We start from the raw sequence: 20,708 nt of genomic DNA, 5'->3' as shown, positions 1-20,708 counted from the left end.
GGGGAAACGGGTAACCCGTTCAATTTAACAACGTGCCCCTTGCAATAAAAGCTCGTGCACGAGCGATCGGACGCCCGACTCAGATCTGCTGGAACAACTGGCTGCTGTCGATCAAGCGCGCGCCCGCGCGGGCCATCGCCTCCAGCGCAGAGCGGGTATCCCCGGGCGCCATATCGACCCCGCGCACGCCGTCCACGATCAGCGTCGTGGCAAAGCCTTCGGCGAGTGCATCAAGCACCGTGAACTTCACACATACGTCCGCGGCCAGACCACAGACGAACAGGGCGTCGACGCCGGCCGCGCGCAGATGATCGCTCAGTCCGGTGGCCTGGCGATGGCCGTTGTCGAAAAACGCCGAATAGCTGTCGAGCCGGGGATCGGTGCCCTTGCGCACGACGTGATCGATCCCGGCCACGTCCAGCGCCGCGGCAAAGCCGGCGCCGGGCGTACCCTGAACACAATGTGTCGGCCAGAGAATCTGTTCCAGGCCGTCGAGCTGCGAGACCTCGAAGGCACGGCGACCCGGATGTTGGCCGGCGAACGAGCCGTGGTTCGGCGGATGCCAGTCCTGGCTGGCGACGACATGATCGAACGCCGGCATCAAGCGGTTGGCCACCGGCACGACGGCATCGCCGTCGGCCACCGCCAGCGCGCCCCCCGGCAGGAAGTCGTTCTGGATATCGACCAGCAGCAGCGCGTCGCTCATGCCCGGGTATCCGTCGAACGTTCGGGCCTGTGTTCGTCGCTTGATGCATGACGACCGGCCAGCCAGTCGCGCAGATCATCGGTCGCCTCATCCAGATAACGGTCGATCAATGCCGGATAGTCTGCGCGCGAGGCGAACAGCGCAAACTGGGCCAGCGCGTGTGCGCGCACGTCCGCCAGCGCCGGAGGGCTGGCGACACGCCGGCCACCGCGCACCATCGGCACGAGCAGGTCCTGATAGTTCGGGATTTCGGCGAACTCCTGAACGCCGGTCTGGTCGGCGCCGCACCAGGCGGTATGGGTGGCGGCCTCGTCGTAGAGCAGATCGGCCACGGGCGTGGCGTCCTCGTAGTAGCGACGAACCTGCTGAACGCCTGGACGGGTGAGTTTGCCGGGCGTATCCGACAGCTTCATGCGGTAGGACCAGCGCCCGGCGTCGTTGCGCATGGCCGCGAGCTTGTAGACGCCGTCGAGTGCGGCATCCGGCTGAGCGGTGATCAATTTGGTCCCCACGCCCCAGAGTACGATCGGCGCACCGCGGGCCTTCAGGTCGGCGATCACATGCTCGTCCAGACTCGAGCTGGCCGCGATCCGGGCCTGCTCGAAGCCGGCCTCATCGAGCATGCGGCGAGCGGTCCGCGACAGTTCGGCCAGATCGCCCGAATCCAGACGTATGCCCCGCATCTCGTGTCCGGCGGCCCGCAGCTTGTGTCCGGCCTCGATCGCGTGACGCACGCCCTCGATCGTGTTGTAGGTGTCCACCAGGAAGATGCAGTGATCGGGCAGCGCTGCGGCATAGGCGTCGAAGGCATCCAGTTCGGCGTCGAAGGCCATGACCCAACCGTGGGCATGCGTACCCGAGACCGGAATACCGAACAGCTGCCCGGCCAGCACGTTCGAGGTGCCCGCGCAGCCGCCGATATAGGCTGCGCGCGCGGCCGAGACACCGCCGTCGATGCCCTGCGCCTTGCGCAGTCCGAAATCCAGGACCGGATCGGCCCCGGCGGCATGTGCAATGCGTGCGGCCTTGGTCGCGACCAGGGTCGGGAAGTTGATCAGATTCAGCAGCGCGGTTTCGAGCATCTGGGCGGCGATGATGGGCGCGCGCACACGCAGCATCGGCTGGTGGGCGAACACTGCCGTGCCCTCGGCCATGGCATCGATATCACCGGTAAAACGGAAGTCTCGGAGGTAATCCAGGAAATCATCCGCGAACAGCGGGTTGCCGGCGTTGTCCTTGAGCGTGGCCAGGTAGGCGATATCCTCGGCCTCGAAGCGCATCTGGGTGACGTATTCCAGAGCGGTCTCGATGCCGCAGGCCACGGCAAACCCGTTGTTGAACGGCGCCTCGCGAAAGAACAGGTGGAACACGGCCTCGCGTTCGTGGTGGCCGTTGTACCAGTGCGCATACGCCATGGTCAGCTGATACAGATCGGTCAGCAGAGCCGGCGCTCGGCCGTACAGTCGTCCCAGAGCGGACATGGCGATTCGGACAGGAATGGTCGGCAAAGGATGCGAGCGATCGCCCACGGTTTCAACCGATACGGGTTAGGCTTAGGCTGGCGCCGCATCATCGCCGGCCCCGCGACCGAGATTCCCCATGGCGCCGACCGCCACGCCGAGAAAAACCCGCCGCAAAAAGGACCGGCCCGTCTGGCTCGAGCAGCTGATGGGGCGCGCGGTGGCGGCCGGCATATGCCTGATCGCCGGCGTGCTGCGACGGACCTGCCGGATCACCTTGGTCCACGGCGAATCCCGGGTGGCCACCGGGCTGAGCTCGGGCGCACCGGCCATTCCCTGCGGCTGGCATCAAACGCTGGTCTGCAGCGGTCTTTTTCTGCAATCGCTGATCCGGCAGGGGCTCCCACTCGGGTTTCTGATCAGCCCGTCCCGCGAGGGCGACATGATCGCGCGCGTGTGTCGGTTCTACGCGGCGGTCCCGATTCGCGGGTCTTCCACGCGCAGCGGCAGCGAAGCGGTGCGCGCGCTCACACAGGCAGTCGCAGACGGTATCGCCCCGATGATCTACGGCGACGGCCCGCGGGGACCGGCGCATCGATTCAAGCCCGGCGCAATCGTGCTGGCCAGTCGCAGCGGCGCGCCCCTGTGGCCGATGGGTTGTGCGGCCAGCCGCTACTGGCAGATGAAATCCTGGGATGGCAGCCGTATTCCCAAGCCCTTCTCCCACCTGACCGTCGCCGTGGGCGAACCGTTGTGGGTCGGGGCACTTCACGGCACCCAACAGGCCGAGGCCCTGGCGGCCGATATCGGCCAGGAAATCGACCGCCTCGAGGCGATCGCCGAAGCCGCACAGACACACAAGCGACGTACCGCATGACCGAGTCATCCAATACCCGCCCAGAGGCGCAGCCCGCATCCCCCTGGTGGATGCGGCTGGCGGCTCCGATTCTGCGCGTACTGGCCCGCGCATTGCTCGCCAGCTGCCGGATCCAGCGTATCGAGGGGGCGTCCCATCTCGAACGACTGATCTCACAAGGACAGCCGTTACTCGCCTGCTGCTGGCACCAGCGACTGAGCGTATGTGTCGGACATCTGCTGCGGGCACGCGAACAGGGGCTCGAACCGGGATTTCTGGTCTCGCCCTCCCGCGACGGCGAGCTCGTGGCTCGGATGGTGTCAGGCATGGGCGCGCGCATCGTGCGCGGATCGGCCAACCGGACCGGAGCCAAAGCGCTGCGCGATATGTACACGACCATGCGTGAGGGCGTATCGCCGATTCTGCATCCGGACGGTCCACACGGCCCGGCCCGCCAGGTCAAGCCGGGCAGCATCATGCTCGCCCAGCTGACCCGGTCCCCTTTGCTGCCGATGTCGTTCGCCGCCGACCGCTACTGGCAGCTCGGTTCGTGGGATGCGTTGATCATTCCCAAGCCGTTCGCTCGCGTCGTGATCACCATTGGCGAGCCGCTGACGGTCGCCCGCGGCGACGATATCGACCAGCGCGCACGCGAACTCGGCCAGCGACTGGACGGCTTGACCGATACCGCCGACGCCGAGCTGGGCGCGAACCCTCGCCGCGAGCGCCGTCGTTCGGGTTAAACCGGTGGCGGTCTACGCCGCGCGCTCCTCGTCGAGATAGGCCGCGAGATCGTTGATCGTCGGATAGTCGAACAGGTCGGTGACCTCGAGACGATCCGGCCAGCGCGCTTCGATCCCTTCATGGATCTGGGCCAGTTCCAGCGACGACAGTCCGATCTCGAACAGATCGTCGCCGTAGCCGATCTGCTTGTCGGGCGCGACTTCGTCGCAGATCGCCTTCAGATCCGCGACGGTGTCGCCGGCGTCCTCGGCCGCCGCGCCCGGGCTGTCGTTCGGGCGCAGCAGTGCATCGAGCTCGGCGACGGTCTCGGCATACACCCCCGCGGCATAATCGCCGGCCAGCTGCGCACGTTGGAGCTTGCCGCTGGTGGTCTTGGGCATATGCCGGATCGGCACCACATGGGCCACCGCCAACCCGGCGTGGTGGTTGATCTTCGAGACCAGTTCACGCGCGATCGGCACGAAGTCGGCCAGATGGCCACGGAAGACCACAAACAGCACCAGGTCGTCGGTATCCGCGCCCGGCGCGCGTACGCCGGCGGCCGCAATCTTGTTCATCTCCACGCCGTCGACGTCCACGGCGATCGCTTCCAGATCCTGCGGATAGTGGTTCTGGCCGTTGACGAAGATGATTTCCTTGGCCCGGCCGGTGATCAGCAGATCACCACCGTGCACGAAACCGAGATCGCCGGTATCGAGCCAGCCGTGGCCCATCAGTGCCGCGTCGTTGGCCGCCGCGTTGTCGTGATAGCCGGCCGTCACGTTGGTGCCCCGGATCCAGACCCGGCCGACCCGGTCCTCGGGCAGCGGTTGGCCGTTTGCATCGGCGATCCGTACTTCGGTGCCGGTCACCGGCGCGCCGAGATTGACCAGCTCGATCGACGTGTCACCCTCATCGAAGCACACCGCATCGCCCACGCCGAGTTCGCCGCGCGCCACTCGCAGGCTGCGCAGACCCGAACCGGCCGGCGGAAAGGTGGCCGCGAGACTGGCCTCGGCGAGACCGTAGACGGCAAACATGCTGTGTGCATTCAGACCGGCCGGCGCCAGCGTGTCGAGAAATTCGCGCACCAACGGGGCCGCGATCGGTTCGGCACCGTTGTAGATCAGCCGCACGGACGATAGGTCCAGCTCGGGCAGGCCCTTGGCCGAGATCGCGCGCAGCGTGTGCCGATAGCCGAAGTTGGGCGAACACAGCAGCGTCGCCTGTTTCTCCGACGCTTTTTCCAGCCACAATAACGGTCGACGCGCGAACAGGTCGGTCGCCATCAGATGATGGTCGAAGCCATTGCAGACCAGCGTCAGATGAAAGCCGATCAGCCCCATGTCGTGGGTCAGCGGCATCCACGACACCGCGATCTCGCGCTCACCGAACCGCGAGCCTTGCGTGATGGCCGCGATGTTGGCCAGCACGTTGGCGTGGGTGAGCACCACCCCTTTCGGATCGCCGGTCGAACCGGAGGAGAACTGGATGAACGCAGTATCTTCCGGCTTCAGGCTCGCCCGTACCGCTTCGCGCTCGACCGCCGGCGGCTCGTCGGACAGCGCCTGGCCGGCGAGCCGGCCAGCGGCGTCATGCTCGCCGCGCTGTTCCAGAAAGGCCTGAACGCGCTCGATATGCCGAGGTTCGGCAATCACTCGCGGTTCGCCGAGGTGTTTCCAGACCCGCACGAGCTTGTCGAGATGTGCATCGGCCGCACCGGCAGCCACCGGGACCGGCACCAGGCCACCATAGATCGCTGCCCAGAAGAACTGTACGAACCGCAGATTGTCGGCCACGAACAGGATGACCGGTTCGCCCTGCGTGGCACCGCGATCCTGCAGCACCGCCAGCAAACGCAGGGCCGCGCGCGAAAGCAATTTGTAACTGAGCCGGCGCTCGTCGTTGGCGCCGTCGATGAAGCCGATTTCGGCAGAACCGTGAACCTGGGCATCCAGCGCCTGGTCCAATGTGGTGAACGAGTGCATAGCAAACGGGCGTTGTTTATCTCGCCGCCAATTGTAAATAAATTCCGTCTGCCGGCCGCAGGTTGATATGCGATTCCATTTGCGGCGGATGTGGATCGGCATAGCTCGGCGTGAATCGGCGCAGCATGTGCACCAGATGCACGCGCATCTCGGTCATGGCCATCTGCTCGCCGATACAGTGGCGGGGACCGGCCGCGAACGGGATATAGGCAAACCGGTGCGCGGGCTCTTCGCCCTGCTCGAAGCGCGCCGGATCGAAGGTTTCCGGGGCACGCCAGTAGTCCGGATGCCGATGCAGCACATACGGGCTGATGAACAGCTGCGCGCCCGCCTCGATACGGTGTTCACCCAGTGAGTCGTCTGCCACGGCCCGGCGCGATAGCAGCCATCCCGGCGGATACAGACGCAGGGTTTCATTGATGACCGCGTCGAAGTACGCCAAATCCGGGTTGCGATGACCCCCGTCGCGACCCAGCTGATCGAGGTCCACGCGGTCCGCCGCCGCCTGTAGCCGTTCGCGAATCACCGGGTTCACCGCAATCAGGTACCAGGCCCAGGCCAGTGCACTGGCCGTGGTCTCGTGTCCGGCAACGATCAGGGTCATCACCTCGTCGATCAACGCTTTGCGCGACATGGCCTCGCCGGCTCGGCTGCGGGCGGCCAGCATATGGCCGAGAAAGTCGAACGCAGGACGCGGCGCCGACTCGCGGCGATCGATGAGCTGCTCGACGAGCCGCCCCAGACGCCGAAACCGGGCTGCGAAACGCAGATTGCGCTCGGGCTCCTCGGTCAGCAGGCTGAAGGGATTCGACTCGCCCTCGACGATGTACGGGTAGTCGGCGCCGAAGATCGATTTGAGTACGATCACCAGCGTCGATTCGCTGATCTGAGCGGCTACCTCGAGCGGCTGGCCGGTCTCGGCATGCATGCGCCAGCGCTCGGCCAGACGCCGGTTTTCCTGATCGATCATACCGTTGAAATCGGCAAGCGTGCGCGGACGAAACGCCGGCTGGAGCAGCCGTCGCTGGCGCGTCCAGAACTCGCCTTCGCTGACCATGATGCCGTTGCCCAGCAGAATACGGACCCGGTCCAGCCCGGCGCCCTTGCGGTAATTGGCGGCGTGGCCGACCAGGATCTTCTGGACCAGCGCCGGATCGTGAATCACCCACGAGGCATCGGCATTGTCTTCCGACTGCACACGATAGACATCGCCAAAGGCGCCGTGCCAGCGCCAGAGCATGCTTCGGGTGGCATCGTCCGGGCCTATGGGAAAACAGGCGCTGGGCCCGACGACCGGCCGGACATCGGATAAGCTGTTCGACATCGAATACCCCATCTCGATCGACGTTGCCAACGGCGTCTCCAAGCCGCCCGTTCGCACGTCCAATCCAACAAGGGAACATTAATTTTTAATAATGGATGTATTCTACACCCTGTTAGATGGCGCACAAGAAAAAATCGCATACAGCCGGCCGATCGAGGCGGCGCCGCCGGCGTACCGGACGCGTCTGGCGCGCATGCGCTCGCCCGCGGCGCGTGCGCGGACACAAACCGGGCTGTGGTTGCTGGCCTGCGCGCTCGAGCAGGCTGGATACGACCGGCATGCGATCGAGCGCATCGGCCTGGACGCCCGGGGCCGACCGCGAATCGACGGCGCGGCCGAGTTCAGCATCTCCCATAGCCAGGCACTGGTGGCCTGTGCGCTGGCCGATTCGCCGGACATGCGTATCGGACTGGACGTTGAACACCGCCGCCCGGTCGTGCCGGACCGCCTGGGCCGCTTGATCGGCGACGCCGAGCGGCCGGCGATCGAGCAGACGCCGGCGCGGTTCTTCGACTACTGGTGCGCGCGCGAGGCCACGGTCAAGGCCAGCGGCCGCGTGGGGCTCAAGCGTATCCGCGCAATCACGCTGGACGAGGGCGGCGCGACGCTCGACGGCCGACGCTGGATCACCCGTTCGATCGAACTCGCACCGGGCTATGCAGCCTGTCTGGCCTGCGACCGACCGCTGGCCATCGTGCGCCTGCGCTCACAGCCGCTTAGCGATTGACGAAATACAGACCGGCATAGATCTTCGGATCGACCAGCACGCCCTCGCCGGCACGCGCGGCAAGCCATGCCTCAATGCCGTCGAGCGGCACTGCATGCGGGGTGATCTGCTCGCTGTCGTCGCCGCCGCCGGCATCGATACGCTGCAAGTCGAAAGCGCGATAGAAATACGCGGCCTCGTTGGCCAGCCCGGCGCTGGGCGGCCCTCCAGCAAGGAACTCGAGCCGGCCGGCGCGATAACCGGTCTCTTCCTCGAGCTCACGCGCCGCGGCAACCGCCATCTCTTCGTCCTCGGCGCCGTCGATATCGCCAACCAACCCGGCCGGCAATTCGAGCACGTTCGCGCCGACCGGTTGGCGCGGCTGTTCGACGAGCAGCAGTTCGCCGGCATCGGTCACCGCCACGATCACCACCGCACAGCGGGCGTTCACGCGTTCGGCGTATTCCCAGGTGCCCACGCGTTTCAAGCGCAGGAATTCGCCCTCGTGGAGGGTATCTTCAACAGTCATGGCACTCGCGTCCGGCTGGTCGTGACGCGGCACAGTCTACCGTGGGATCGCCCGGCGTGGGCGAGCCGGCATCAGGCGGCGTTGAGCGCCCGCACCTTGTCGCGCAACCCGCCGGCGCGATGCTCTGCTCTGTCGCTATCCCAGTAAACGATCTCCATCCGGCCGTCGAGATGTTCGACCAGGGCGCTGGCCGATTCCACCCAGTCACCCGAGTTGTAATAGGTCACGCCCTCGAGCCTCTTGATCTCGGGGTGATGGATATGGCCGCAGACCACGCCGTCGAAACCACGGCGCCGACATTCGTGCGCGACCGCCTTCTCGAACTCGCTGATGAAATTAACCGCCGATTTGACCTTATGCTTGGCATAGGCCGACAGCGACCAGTACGGATAGCCCAGGCGTGCGCGGGCATTATTGAAATAGCGGTTGACGCGCAGCAGGGTGATATAGGCGACATCGCCGATACGCGCGACCCAGCGGTGATACCGGGTGACTACATCGAACAGGTCACCATGGATCACGAACAGCCGCCGGCCGTCGGCCGTGGTATGCACGGCATCGTTGAGCACGCGGATATTGCCCATGCGCAGCTCGTAGTCCACGAACTTGCGCAGGAAATCGTCGTGATTGCCGGTTACGTAGTAGACCTGCGTACCCCGCTTGGATTTGGTCAGGATCTTGCGGATGACATTGGTGTGTTCCTGCGGCCAGAAAAAGGTGGATTGCAGGCGCCAGCCGTCGATGATGTCACCGACCAGATACAGATGCTCGCACTGGCAATGCTTGAGAAAAGCGCTGAGCTGCTCGGCCTGGCTTCCGGCCGTACCCAGATGGACATCCGAGACGAACACGCTGCGATAGCGGACCGGCTCTTGGGCGCTCGGAGAGGAAGTGGTCATGGCAAACGCCGGGTCGTCGAACACACCGCGACAGGTTATTCGGCCTACATCACCGCAAGGTGACGGTTCGGTGACCGATCCGTGACAGGCACCCGGCGGCCGGCCGAGACGGGCGACAGGCGGTACGCCTTTGCTAAGCTTGCGCCGCATCGTTCCAAACCCGCCGTGCGCCGCGCCGCCGCGGGTGGCCTCCAGGTAGCATTTCATGAGCCAGTCAGACCATCGGGTACTCATTGTCGGCAACGGCGGCCGCGAGCATGCGCTTGCGGTCAAGATCGCGGCCTCGCCGCGTGTCGTGCATGTATATGTCGCCCCCGGCAATGCCGGCACCGCGCTGATGGACGGCGTGACCAACCTCGCCCTGGAGCCGACCGATATCCAGGGACTGCGTGATTTCGCGACCGACAACGCCATTTCGCTGACCGTGATCGGCCCCGAGGCGCCGCTCGCCGAAGGCATCGTCGATGCCTTCGAGCAGGCCGGCCTGGCCTGCTTCGGCCCGGGCCGGGCTGCCGCCCAGCTCGAGGCCAGCAAGGCATTTTCCAAGGATTTTCTCGCTCGGCACGCGATCCCGACCGCCGACTACGAGGTCTTCACCGACTATGCCCGGGCCGAAGCCTTCATTCGCGAGATGGGCGCACCGATCGTGGTCAAGGCCGACGGCCTGGCGGCCGGCAAGGGCGTGTTTCTGGCCGCGACCGTGGACGAAGCCCTGGCGGCCGCACGCGACATGCTGGAGGACAACGCCTTCGGCGAATCCGGCGCCCGGATCGTGGTCGAGCGGTTCCTGGAAGGCGAAGAAGCGAGTTTCATTGCCCTGGTCGATGGCACCCATGTACTGCCCCTGGCCAGTTCGCAGGATCACAAAGCCGCCTATGATGGCGATACCGGCCCCAACACCGGCGGCATGGGCGCCTACTCGCCTGCCCCGGTGATGACCGATGCGGTCTTCGCCCGAGTGATGACCGACATCATCGAACCCACGGTCGCCGGCATGGCCGCCGACGGCTGTGCGTTCACCGGGTTTCTCTATGCCGGATTGATGATCGACGACGAAGGCGCCGCCCGAGTCCTCGAGTTCAACGTGCGTCTGGGCGACCCCGAGACCCAGCCGATCCTCATGCGCCTGAAATCCGACCTGGTGGATCTCATCGAGGCCGCACTGGCGGGTCGACTCGACCAGGCCCGGGCCCAGTGGCACGCTCAGGCGGCGCTGGGCGTAGTGATGGCCGCCGGCGGCTATCCGGGTGCCTACGACAAGGACGACATCATCACCGGCCTCGAAGACGCCGCGGCCGAAGGCACCCAGGTCTTCCATGCCGGCACGCGACTCGCCGACGACGGCAGCGTACGCACCAGCGGCGGTCGGGTACTATGCGTATGCGCACTCGGCGACGATGTCGCCCAGGCGCAGGCCCGTGCCTATGCCGGCGTCGATCGTATCCGCTGGCGGGATGCGATGTATCGCCGAGATATCGGCTATCGCGCCATCAACCGCGGCCACTAGCCGCCTCACAACCGACAAACCCGACGACGATCCGCCCGACGCGGACAAGGACTGTCTTGATGCAAGCCACCCCCATACTCCGACGTATTGCGCTGTTGGGAATGCTCTGCGCCGCATCCACGAGCACGCTGGCCGCGACCGGCAAGACCGTCTACGGCTGGGTCGAGAACGCCCGGATCGAGCCGTGGGGCGTGGTGGCCAAGGCCAAGCTGGATACCGGCGCGCTCACGTCGTCGCTGCACGCCACCGATATCGAGCAATTCAAGCGCGATGGCAAAAGCTGGGTCCGGTTCACCATCGGGATCGAGGATCAGCGCGACGAGGACATGGCCACCCGCGAGTTCGAGCGTCCACTGTATCGCAACCTCAGGGTCACCGGCGCCGGCGGCTCCGACCATCGGCCGGTGGTGCTGCTCAAGATCTGTATGAACGACACGATCTACGAAGAGCAGTTCTCGTTGCGTGATCGTAGCGACATGATCTATCCGATGCTGCTGGGCCGGCGGACCATCAAGCATCTGGGCCTGATCGATGTCGGTCGCACGTTCCTGCACGAGCCGAGCTGTGACGACGACAGCCGCACGGTCGCCCACAACCCGGAAGAGAACACGCCGGACGACGACAGTCACGACTGAACGGCGGAGCCTGATCGTGAAGGACATGCACCTCAAGGTGCTGGCGCTCGTGCTCGTGATCACGGCGGTCGGCATCTGCTACTACAAGGTCAGCCGTCTCGGCGTGCCGCTTACCCCGGACGCAAGCGCCGAAGTGTGGACGGTCGAAGCCACGCTGACGTTCGACGGTGACGGACGCTCGGCCAAGGCCGCGCTGGCCATTCCCAGCGACCCGCCCGGCTTCACCGTACTCGACGAGAGCTTCGTCTCGTCGGGCTTCGGCCTGGCGACCGAACCCGAAGGCGCCAACCGCATCGCACGCTGGGCCGCACGCAATCTCAACGGGCGTCAGACCCTCTACTACCGCGTGGTGCTCAACGAGGACGCCGACGCCAACCGCGAACGCGAACGGCCGGTGCCGGCCTACCCGTCGATTCCCGAATACACCGCGCCCGAGCGCGCCGCGGTGTTTGCCCTGCTCGAGAACGTGCGCTCGCGCTCGGCGGATACGGCCTCGTTCACCCAGGAGCTGCTCCGCCGCTTCAACGACCCGACCGCCGACGCCGAGGTCGAGGTATTGCGCGACGACAGCGCGCGGCCGCTCGAGCAGGTCCAGCGGCTGCAGTATATTCTCGCCGGCGCGCGTATCCCGACCCGGATCGCCTACGTGCTGCCCCTGGCTGAAGGGCTTCGCCACGGCCGGCTCAACCCCTGGCTGGAAGTCTACAACGGCGAGGACTGGCTGGCTTTCAACCCGATCAACGGCCACCAGGGGTTCGCCCGGGATGTTCTGGTCTGGCACGTCGGTCAACGACCGCTCGTGCGCCTGGACGGTGCATCCAACGCCCAGGTCGATTTCTCGGCCACCCGCGCCTCGCGCGATGTAATGGGACTGGCCCAGCAACGCGCGCGCCTGCTCAACTCCGACATTCTCGACTATTCGCTGCTGTCGCTGCCGATCGCGACCCAGAACACCTACAAGGTGCTGCTGACCGTACCATTGGGCGCGCTGGTGGTCGTACTGCTGCGCAACTTCGTCGGTTTCCGCACCTTCGGCACATTCATGCCGGTGCTCATCGCGCTGGCTTTTCGCGAAACCGAGCTGATCTGGGGCTGTATCTTGTTTTCGGTGCTGGTCGCCCTGGGGCTGATCGTGCGCTTCTATCTGGAGCGGCTGAAGCTGCTGCTGGTTCCCAGACTGGCCTCCATGCTGACGATCGTGATCCTGCTCATGGCCGGCGTATCGGTGATCAGCCACAAGCTGGGCATGGAGCACGGGCTGTCGATCGCGCTGTTTCCGATGGTGATCCTGGCGATGACCATCGAGCGCATGTCGATCGTCTGGGACGAGAACGGGCCCAAGGATGCGCTGCTGTCGGGTCTCGGCAGTCTGGCGGTGGCCGCGCTCGGATTCGTGGTGATGACCAATCCGCTGGCCGAGTATCTGGCCTTCGTCTTTCCCGAACTGTTGCTGCTGGTGCTGGCCTTCACGCTGCTGGCCGGCCGCTATACCGGCTACCGGCTGTCGGAACTATGGCGTTTCCGGGCCGCGGCGCGGGCTATTTCACGCAGCTGATGGCCGGGCTGACCTCACGACTGCGTGCCCGCTGGCGTCTGCTGCGCAGCAATCCGCCGATGCGCTCGCCGGCCACGTTACGGCGGCTGGGCATCCTGGGCATGAACCAGCGCAACGGCGATTACATCAGCCTGTACAACGAGCGGCGTTTCTACCCGCTGGTCGACGACAAGCTCAAGACCAAGCAATTGGCCATGGCCGCCGGAATTGCCACCCCCGAGCTCTACGGCGTGGTCGAGATCGAGCACCAGATCCGCGACCTGGATACCTTACTGGGCCATCACCGCGAGTTTGTGATCAAGCCCGCGCAGGGCTCGGGCGGCAATGGGATCATGGTCATCGCCGGCCGCCGCGGCGCGCAGTTCGTACGCGCGTCCGGCGTGAGCGTATCCCGAGGGGAGCTGGAACATTTCATCTCCAACATCCTGTCGGGCATGTACAGCCTCGGCGGATTGCCCGACAAGGCGATCATCGAATATCGGGTGCAGCCGCACTCGGTGTTCGACGCGGTGAGCTTCCAGGGCGTGCCTGATATCCGCACCATCGTGTTCCGCGGCGTGCCGGTCGCCAGCATGGTACGCCTGCCCACGCGCCAGTCCGACGGCAAGGCCAATCTCCACCAGGGCGCGATCGGCGCAGGGATCGATCTGGCCAGCGGCCATACCGTCGATGGTGTCTGGTTCAACAGCGTGCTCGATGCGCATCCCGACTCCGGCCACGCAGTGCGTGGTATCCAGGTACCCGATTGGGATGCGCTGCTGGAGCTGTCGGCGCGCTCCTACGACCTGACCCGCCTTGGCTATCTGGGGGTGGACGTCGTGCTCGACCGTAACCACGGCCCGCTGGTGCTCGAATACAACGCCCGGCCAGGGCTCAATATCCAGCTCGCCAACCAGATGGGCCTGCTCAACCGCCTCGAGAAGGTACGCGCACTCGAGACCATTCCCGAATCGGCCGGTGAGCGCGTGGCGCTGGGCAAAAGGCTGTTCGGGCAATAGGACGGCCCGACGAGCCACCGGCGCGCTTACACGGATTGGCGCTCGGTAAAGCCGGGCCGAAGCCCGCGGGGCGAGGACGGCGCGCTGAAACGCCTGGGCTGTGGATCAGCGGTTGCGGGCGTGAATCAGCGTCCAGTATCCGAAAGCATTGACTTTTTTCGTCTCGATGACGTCAAGATCGGCCATGGTCAAGAACTCGTCCAGCGGAAACGACGGCCGGAAACCGACGAGCTTGGACAACGGCGATGCCAGGCGCTCGAGCGAGGCCATCGGCCCCTTGCCCTGGCTGAAGTGGTTGACGATGAACAGTTCGCCGCCGGGCTTGCAGACCCGTTTCATTTCGTCGACCATCCGGTTCGGGTCCGGCACCACCGACGCCACATACATGGCGACCACCTTGTCGAAGCTGTCATCGGCGTACTCGAGCGCCTGAGCGTCCATCAGCGCAAGCGTGATGCGATCGGCGTTGCCGTTCACCCGGGCCTTGGCATGCTCGAGCATGTCCGGGGAGACGTCGATGCCCACGACCTGAACGCCGTCGGCGTAGTGGTCCAGCGACAGGCCGGTGCCCACCCCCACTTCCAGCACGCGATCGCCGGCCCGGCAATCCATCCGGCGGACCGCTTCCAGACGACCCTGCTCGAAAACCGGGCCAAAGAAACGGTCGTACTGCCGCGACAGGCGGCGATAGGCGGTGACAACGGATTGCTCGTCCATGGATTGGTTCCCGTAAACCGAAAAAGCCGATAGGGGTTATAGGCGACGGAAGAATACGCTTGTACCGGCGTCGATACAAAACCGCGCGCACGCGCGGCGTGTTGTGGCGGCCTCAGCCGGGGCGCAATTGCGGCATCGACCGCGGCACGGCATATACGCCGCTCATGTTCCGTCCACGCCGGATTCTTCGTTGGCCACGGCTGGACTCGAACAACCGCAGCGTACGAAACCCCAGGGATGTGTCGAACGCGAACCAGTGTCCCATGCCCGCGGGCAACCGAACGAAATCACCCGCGCCACAGCACAACGCCCATACCGCGTTACGACCCCGCATATACAGCGTGCCGCGACCCCACACCATGATCTGCGCTTCAACCGCATCGTGGCGGTGTTCGGTCATGAAGGTGCGCTGCAGCGACGCGATCCGTGGATGGTCCGGCATGACCGTGGTGACATCCAGCGACACGCCGTCCATGCCATCGAGCAACGTGTTCAGCGGCGCGAGATAACTGCCGACGATTTCATCGCAGCCCGCTTCGGCATCGAACGCCACGGCCGGGAGCGCTACCGACCGATAATGCACGCCGATGGCCGCCAGCCGCGCGGCAATGCAGTGGGGATCGGCATCACACAGTCTCAACCCACGAGTCTGCCGGCTATCGCAGTAGAGTTCAGTCATGGCAGGTTCACGCAACGGAGTCGATCAAGACTAGGCCCGGCGACGTGCCGGGCGCAGTCCGTAAATTCACGTAACCATCCGTGGCGCCGCCGAGTCCGGCTCACCCGCCGTAGCCGTGGTCGGCGTGTGCGCGCCGGGTTCAGCCCTGGTCGCGCTTCCAGTTGATCAACCCGCCCGCGCGCAGGATTTCGATCTGGCGATCGGACAGGCCATGCCGACATTCGATGGTGTCGCCGGACTCGGTCTCGACCGTGATCGAATCGCCGGCCGCCAGCGCATCGTGAAGTCCGCTGATCCGCAGCTTGGACCCCTGCTTGAGCCGATCCAGATCGTCGCCCTCGGCGAAGGTCAGCGGCAGCACCCCGAAATTGACCAGGTTCTGCCAGTGAATACGCGCATAGTCCTTGGCGATGACCACGCGTAGGCCCAGATAACGTGGCGCGATGGCGGCATGCTCACGCGAACTGCCCTGACCGTAGTTTGAGCCGCCGATGATGGCATGATCGCCGGTGTCCTTGGCGCGCGCCGGATACTCCTCGTCCACGACGTCGTAAACGAACTCGGCGATCGCAGGAATGTTCGACCGGAAAGGCAGCACTTCGGCGCCGGCACGCATGATCTCGTCGGTGGAGATATCGTCACCGACCTTGAGCAGCACCGGGATATCGAACGCATCCGGAATCCCGTCGAAGTCCGGTAGCGACTTGATATTGGGGCCCTTGACCAGCTCGACCTCGCGGGCCTTTTCAATGGCCAGCGGGGCCTCCATCATCTGGTCGTTGATCACCGGGTCCTCGGGGTTGACCACCTTCGGATAGTCGAAGTCCAGCGTGCGTGGATCGGTGATCTTGCCCATCAGCGCGGAGGCGGTCGCGGTTTCGGGCGAACACAGGAAGACGGAATCTTCCTTCGTGCCGGATCGGCCCGGGAAATTGCGCGGGGTGGTACGCAGGCTGTTGCGGCCCGATGCCGGCGCCTGGCCCATGCCGATACAGCCGTTGCAGCCAGCCTGATGAATCCGTGCGCCGGAACCGATCAAGACGCCGAGACGGTCGTCTCGTGCCAGCGTCTGGAGCATCGCACGCGACGACGGGTTGACGTCGAACGAGACGTGCTTGGATACCTGACGACCGCGGACCATTTCGGCGGCCATCGCGAAATCCCGATAGCCGGGGTTGGCCGATGACCCGATATAGGCCTGGTAGAGGTCGTCGCCGGCCAGTTCCTCCACCGGCACCACATTGCCCGGCGAAGTCGGTTTGGCGATCAGCGGTACCAGCGTCGACAGATCGATCTCGTCGTGTTCGTCGTATTCACAGCCCTCGTCTGCGACCAGTTCCTCGTATTCATCCTCGCGGCCCTGGCCTTTGAGAAAACGCCGAATCTCGGCTTCGGCGGGAAACACGGTGGTGGTCGCGCCCAGCTCGGCGCCCATGTTGGCGATCACATGCCGGTCCATGGCTTCGAGGTTATCCAGCCCCGGCCCGTAGTACTCGATGATCTTGCCCACGCCGCCGGATACACCGTGGCGGCGAAGCATCTCGAGGATCACGTCCTTGGCCGATACCCAGTCCGGCAGCTTGCCGGTCAGCTTGATGCCGAACACCTTGGGCATTTTGGTATAAAGCGGTTCGCCGGCCATCGCCATGGCGACTTCGAGACCGCCGGCGCCGATGGCGAGCATACCCATCGAACCGCCGGCCGGCGTATGGCTGTCCGAGCCAAGCAGCGTCTTGCCCGGCCGGCCGAAGCGTTCCATGTGTACCGCATGGGAGATGCCGTTGCCCGGACGCGAGAACCACGCACCGAAGCGCTCGCAGGCCGACTGCAGAAACAGATGGTCATCCGGGTTCTTGTTGTCTTCCTGGATGAGGTTGTGATCGACATACTGCGCCGAGACCTCGGTCTTGACCCGGTCGAGCTCCATCGCCTCCAGTTCAAGCATCACCAGCGTGCCGGTAGCGTCCTGGGTCAGGGTCTGGTCGATTCGGACCGCGATCTCCTCGCCGGGCGTCATGTCGCCGTCGATCAGATGCGAGGCAATGAGTTTCTGGGCAACGTTCTGTGCCATCGGTGGCCTCCGGTATCAGTTTTGACCCCACTCTAGCTTCGAGGGGGCGCAATCACAAAGCGGGCTGTCCTCCGTCGACGGAGCCCCAAGCGCGGCGACGACGTCATGTATGCGAACGGCTTGTCACACAGCGCTCGCCAATAGGGGCCCAAATCGGCTAACGTTCAGGTTGCAGCAAGGCCCGGGGACCTTGTGCCGGAAATGTCGGCATCGACGTTTCTGCATAATACAAATAAAATGCGCCGATCTTTCTGGACGCGACTGCTTCATCCGTACGGGGGCGTGTCGCGTAGAATGGAACACACGCTATGGACGCCGCCACCGAACAAGCTGTCGTGATCTGGCCGCTGCTGCTTTTCACGGCAGCCACGCTGGGCCTGATCCTGATGATGATCGGGCTGTCGGCCATGCTCGGCGGACGCCACTCGTCGCGTCTGGGCGACCAGCCGTACGAGTCGGGCATCAAGCCGACGGGCAGCGCACGCATGCGCTTCTCGGCGAAGTTCTATCTGGTGGCGATCATCTTCGTGCTGTTCGATCTGGAAGTGGTGTTCATCTTCTCCTGGGCGATCGCCGCGCCCGATCTTGGCTGGCCGGGCTATTTCGCGTTCCTGTTCTTTCTCGGCGTGCTCACGCTGGGCCTGATCTACGAATGGCGGATCGGCGCGCTCGACTGGGCGCCGAAGGCCCCGCGTCAGTATCGGCTCGACGCGATCGAAAGCAATCAACGGCGCAACGCGCAGCGATAGCGCGCGGCGTTTTCATCCGACGACCCATCAGGGTGGCGACAGATGGCCTGGTCTCTTACCAGCACGGACAAGAATCCCAAGCCCGGCTCGGCCGGGGCGGATAACGGTACGCTCGAGGACGCGCTGGCGCGCAACGTCGTCACCGCCAAGCTCGACGACATGATCGCCTGGGGCCGCAAGCATTCGATGTGGCCGTTCAACTTCGGCCTGTCGTGCTGCTACGTGGAGATGGCCACCGCGCTGACCGCGCCACACGACATGGCGCGTTTCGGTTCGGAAGTCATCCGCGCGACTCCGCGTCAATCCGATGTAATGGTCGTCGCCGGCACCTGTTTTCTGAAGATGGCTCCGGTGATCCAGCGTCTGTACGAACAGATGATGGAACCGCGCTGGGTCATTTCCATGGGAAGCTGCGCCAACTCTGGCGGCATGTACGACATCTACTCGGTCGTTCAGGGTGTGGACAAGTTCCTACCCGTGGATGTGTACGTCTCGGGCTGCCCGCCCCGGCCTGAGGCGTTTCTGCAGGGGCTGTTGCTGCTGCAGGAATCGATCGGCTCCGAGAAGCGGCCCCTGTCCTGGATGATCGGTCCTCAGGGTGTCACCCAGGCACCGAAACTCTCGCAGCGCGACCGCAAGCGCGAGGATCGTCTGTCGCAGACGACCCTGCGCACGCCGGACGAGGTCTGACCCGTGATGATGCGCTCGATAACCGCCGTGACCGACAACGCCGGACGCTACCATGCTTGATACCGTGACCATCGGACATCAGCTGGCCGAGCGGTTCGGCGAATCGGCCTTCCATCAGCAGATCACCGCCGACGGGATGCCCACGTTCTGGGTCGAACGCGGACTGATTCGCGATGTGCTGTCGTTTCTCAAGACCGACGCCACCCCGCGTTACCGCATGCTCTTCGATATCACTGCAATCGACGAACGTGCGCGTGAGCACCGATTCGACCAGCCGGCCGCCGACTTCACCGTTGTCTATCATCTGCTGAGTCTGTTCCCGGTCGCCGAGTTCCGGCTCAAGGTCGCCCTTTTCGACGACGATCTGAGCGTGCCCACGGTCACCGGCATCTGGCCCAACGCCAATTGGTACGAGCGCGAAACGTGGGACATGTTCGGCATCGTATTCGATGGCCATCCCAATCTGCGGCGCATCCTCATGCCGCCGACCTGGAAAGGCCATCCGCTGCGCAAGGACCACGCCGCCCGGGCGACCGAGTTCGAGCCCCTTCATCTGGACCCCAAGCGCCAGGACATCGAGGAGGATGCGCTACAGTTCAAGCCCGAAGACTGGGGCATGAAGCGCGAATCCGAAGATGCCGAATTCATGTTCCTCAACATGGGTCCGAACCACCCTTCGGTACACGGCGTGTTCCGTATCGTGCTTCAGCTCGACGGCGAGGAGATCATGGGCGCAGTGCCGGATATCGGCTACCACCATCGCGGCGCCGAGAAGATGGCCGAGCGCCAGACCTGGCACACCTATATCCCCTACACCGACCGGGTGGATTATCTCGGCGGGGTGATGAACGAACTGCCGTACGTGATGAACCTAGAGCGCGTGCTGGGCATCGAGGTGCCCGAACGCGTGAAGGTCACCCGCGTGATGCTGTGCGAGTTCTTCCGTATTACCAGCCATCTGATGTTCTTTGGCACCTACGTGCAGGACATCGGTGCCATGAGCCCGATCTTCTGGATGTTCTCCGACCGCCAGAAGGCCTACGACGTGATCGAGGCGATCTGCGGTTTTCGCATGCATCCGGCCTATTTCCGTATCGGCGGGCTGACGATGGACCTGCCCCGCGGCTGGGACCGCAAGGTCAAGGAGTTCGTCGACTGGTTCCCGCCGCGACTGGCCGAATACAAGAAGGCCATGGCGCGCAACAAGGTCCTGGTCGAGCGCTCCAAGCATATCGGCGCCTACTCTCAGGACGAGGCGATCGACTGGGGCATCACCGGTGCCGGATTGCGTGCGACCGGCGTGGACTTCGATCTGCGTAAGGCCCGTCCCTATTCGGGCTACGAGAACTTCGACTTCGAGATACCCACCGGCACCAATGGCGACTGCCAGGACCGGCTGGATGTACGTATCGAAGAGATGTTCCAGAGCTGCCGCATCATCGAGCAATGTCTGAAGAACATGCCGGCCGGCGACTACAAGGCCGACCACCCGATGACCACGCCGCCGGTCAAGGAACGCACGATGCAGGATATCGAAACCCTGATCGCGCATTTTCTGACCGTCAGCTGGGGCCCGGTCATTCCGCCCATGGAGTCGGCGACCATGGTCGAGGGCACCAAGGGACTCAACAGCTATTACTCGATATCCGACAAGAACGCGATGAGCTATCGCACCCGTATCCGTACGCCGAGTTTCGCTCACCTGCAGCAGATCCCATTGATCTCGCAGGGCGGGCTGGTGGCCGATCTGGTCGCGATCATCGGCTCGATCGACTTCGTCATGGCGGACGTGGACCGATGACGCTTTTGAATAACACAGCGGGCCAAGACAGCGTGCGTGCCGGCGGTGGGCAGCTATCGCAGCGTATGTATTCAAGAATGAGACATTCGAGCACCGCCGGCGTGCCCGCTACCGA

19 protein-coding genes are annotated in these 20,708 nt (G+C 64.6%); 10 read left to right on the top strand and 9 right to left on the bottom strand.

The genetic code is table 11. From position 1 onward, the window contains the following. Window positions 1-79: 79 nt before the first annotated feature. Window positions 80-706, bottom strand: coding sequence for a bifunctional nicotinamidase/pyrazinamidase (pncA, locus tag T31B1_RS05530; RefSeq protein ID WP_353248442.1), 627 nt, complete (start codon window positions 704-706; stop codon window positions 80-82). Continuing rightward, the gene (locus T31B1_RS05525; RefSeq protein ID WP_353248441.1) at window positions 703-2,187 is read right to left on the bottom strand and encodes a nicotinate phosphoribosyltransferase; all 1,485 of its coding nucleotides are present in this window, start codon (window positions 2,185-2,187) and stop codon (window positions 703-705) included. Before T31B1_RS05525 ends, pncA begins: the two co-directional genes overlap by 4 nt. Before the next feature lie 118 nt (window positions 2,188-2,305). Between T31B1_RS05525 and T31B1_RS05520 the strand changes: the two genes are divergently transcribed. Then, window positions 2,306-3,043, top strand: coding sequence for a lysophospholipid acyltransferase family protein (locus tag T31B1_RS05520; protein ID WP_353248440.1), 738 nt, complete (start codon window positions 2,306-2,308; stop codon window positions 3,041-3,043). Then, on the top strand, window positions 3,040-3,765 hold the full coding sequence (locus T31B1_RS05515) for a lysophospholipid acyltransferase family protein (protein WP_353248439.1): 726 nt from the start codon (window positions 3,040-3,042) through the stop codon (window positions 3,763-3,765). Before T31B1_RS05520 ends, T31B1_RS05515 begins: the two co-directional genes overlap by 4 nt. 12 nt (window positions 3,766-3,777) lie before the next feature. Here the strand turns inward: T31B1_RS05515 and T31B1_RS05510 are convergent, their stop codons facing one another. Both T31B1_RS05510 and T31B1_RS05505 read right to left on the bottom strand, forming a co-directional pair. Beyond that, the gene (locus T31B1_RS05510; RefSeq protein WP_353248438.1) at window positions 3,778-5,733 is read right to left on the bottom strand and encodes a non-ribosomal peptide synthetase; all 1,956 of its coding nucleotides are present in this window, start codon (window positions 5,731-5,733) and stop codon (window positions 3,778-3,780) included. 16 nt (window positions 5,734-5,749) lie between these two features. Then, window positions 5,750-7,057, bottom strand: coding sequence for a cytochrome P450 (locus T31B1_RS05505; RefSeq protein WP_353248437.1), 1,308 nt, complete (start codon window positions 7,055-7,057; stop codon window positions 5,750-5,752). A 193-nt stretch (window positions 7,058-7,250) separates the two neighbouring features. Between T31B1_RS05505 and T31B1_RS05500 the strand changes: the two genes are divergently transcribed. Further along, a complete protein-coding gene (locus tag T31B1_RS05500; RefSeq protein ID WP_353248436.1) occupies window positions 7,251-7,784 on the top strand; it encodes a 4'-phosphopantetheinyl transferase family protein in 534 nt (177 codons plus the stop codon). Here the strand turns inward: T31B1_RS05500 and T31B1_RS05495 are convergent. Together T31B1_RS05495 and T31B1_RS05490 are read right to left on the bottom strand one after the other, a co-directional pair. Beyond that, window positions 7,774-8,292: an NUDIX hydrolase gene (locus T31B1_RS05495; protein ID WP_353248435.1), complete on the bottom strand. Its 519-nt coding sequence runs from the start codon at window positions 8,290-8,292 to the stop codon at window positions 7,774-7,776. The genes T31B1_RS05500 and T31B1_RS05495 overlap by 11 nt on opposite strands. A gap of 71 nt (window positions 8,293-8,363) precedes the next feature. Further along, window positions 8,364-9,191 (bottom strand): UDP-2,3-diacylglucosamine diphosphatase, encoded by an 828-nt coding sequence (locus tag T31B1_RS05490; RefSeq protein ID WP_353248434.1) that lies wholly within the window; start codon window positions 9,189-9,191, stop codon window positions 8,364-8,366. Between the two features lie 205 nt (window positions 9,192-9,396). Between T31B1_RS05490 and purD the strand changes: the two genes are divergently transcribed. Genes purD through T31B1_RS05470 form a run of 4 tightly spaced genes read left to right on the top strand, consistent with a single transcriptional unit; the run spans window position 9,397 to window position 13,886 of the window. Continuing rightward, window positions 9,397-10,698 (top strand): phosphoribosylamine--glycine ligase, encoded by a 1,302-nt coding sequence (purD, locus tag T31B1_RS05485; RefSeq protein ID WP_353248433.1) that lies wholly within the window; start codon window positions 9,397-9,399, stop codon window positions 10,696-10,698. Between the two features lie 59 nt (window positions 10,699-10,757). Continuing rightward, on the top strand, window positions 10,758-11,333 hold the full coding sequence (rloA3, locus tag T31B1_RS05480) for a retropepsin-like aspartic peptidase RloA3 (RefSeq protein WP_502950915.1): 576 nt from the start codon (window positions 10,758-10,760) through the stop codon (window positions 11,331-11,333). Window positions 11,334-11,358: 25 nt separating this feature from the next. Next, complete coding sequence (locus tag T31B1_RS05475; RefSeq protein ID WP_353248757.1) at window positions 11,359-12,888, top strand: inactive transglutaminase family protein; 1,530 nt, start codon at window positions 11,359-11,361, stop codon at window positions 12,886-12,888. A 59-nt stretch (window positions 12,889-12,947) separates the two neighbouring features. Next, on the top strand, window positions 12,948-13,886 hold the full coding sequence (locus T31B1_RS05470; protein ID WP_353248756.1) for an alpha-L-glutamate ligase-like protein: 939 nt from the start codon (window positions 12,948-12,950) through the stop codon (window positions 13,884-13,886). Window positions 13,887-13,991: 105 nt separating this feature from the next. On the opposite strand, the gene T31B1_RS05465 is transcribed toward T31B1_RS05470, so the two are convergent. The 3 genes from T31B1_RS05465 to T31B1_RS05455 form a co-directional block, all read right to left on the bottom strand. Then, a complete protein-coding gene (locus tag T31B1_RS05465; RefSeq protein WP_353248432.1) occupies window positions 13,992-14,603 on the bottom strand; it encodes a class I SAM-dependent methyltransferase in 612 nt (203 codons plus the stop codon). 112 nt (window positions 14,604-14,715) lie between these two features. Then, a complete protein-coding gene (locus T31B1_RS05460) occupies window positions 14,716-15,282 on the bottom strand; it encodes a hypothetical protein (protein WP_353248431.1) in 567 nt (188 codons plus the stop codon). A 139-nt stretch (window positions 15,283-15,421) separates the two neighbouring features. Next, window positions 15,422-17,353 carry an aconitate hydratase gene (locus T31B1_RS05455; RefSeq protein ID WP_353248430.1) on the bottom strand — a complete coding sequence of 644 codons (1,932 nt, stop codon included), beginning with the start codon at window positions 17,351-17,353 and terminating at the stop codon, window positions 15,422-15,424. A 308-nt stretch (window positions 17,354-17,661) separates the two neighbouring features. Between T31B1_RS05455 and T31B1_RS05450 the strand changes: the two genes are divergently transcribed. From T31B1_RS05450 to nuoC, 3 genes are read left to right on the top strand one after another with little or no spacing between them, the layout of a single operon-like run. Next, a complete protein-coding gene (locus tag T31B1_RS05450; protein ID WP_353248429.1) occupies window positions 17,662-18,102 on the top strand; it encodes an NADH-quinone oxidoreductase subunit A in 441 nt (146 codons plus the stop codon). A gap of 42 nt (window positions 18,103-18,144) precedes the next feature. Next, window positions 18,145-18,792: an NADH-quinone oxidoreductase subunit B gene (locus tag T31B1_RS05445; RefSeq protein WP_353248428.1), complete on the top strand. Its 648-nt coding sequence runs from the start codon at window positions 18,145-18,147 to the stop codon at window positions 18,790-18,792. Between the two features lie 52 nt (window positions 18,793-18,844). Continuing rightward, entirely contained in the window at window positions 18,845-20,593 is a 1,749-nt protein-coding gene (gene nuoC / locus T31B1_RS05440; protein WP_353248427.1) for an NADH-quinone oxidoreductase subunit C/D, read from the top strand. Window positions 20,594-20,708 lie beyond the last annotated feature (115 nt).

It is taken from the genome of Salinisphaera sp. T31B1, assembly GCF_040361275.1.
Lineage (GTDB): Bacteria > Pseudomonadota > Gammaproteobacteria > Nevskiales > Salinisphaeraceae > Salinisphaera.
The sequence above is the reverse complement of the archived record's forward strand: the minus strand, read 5'-3'. Positions and strand labels throughout refer to the sequence as shown.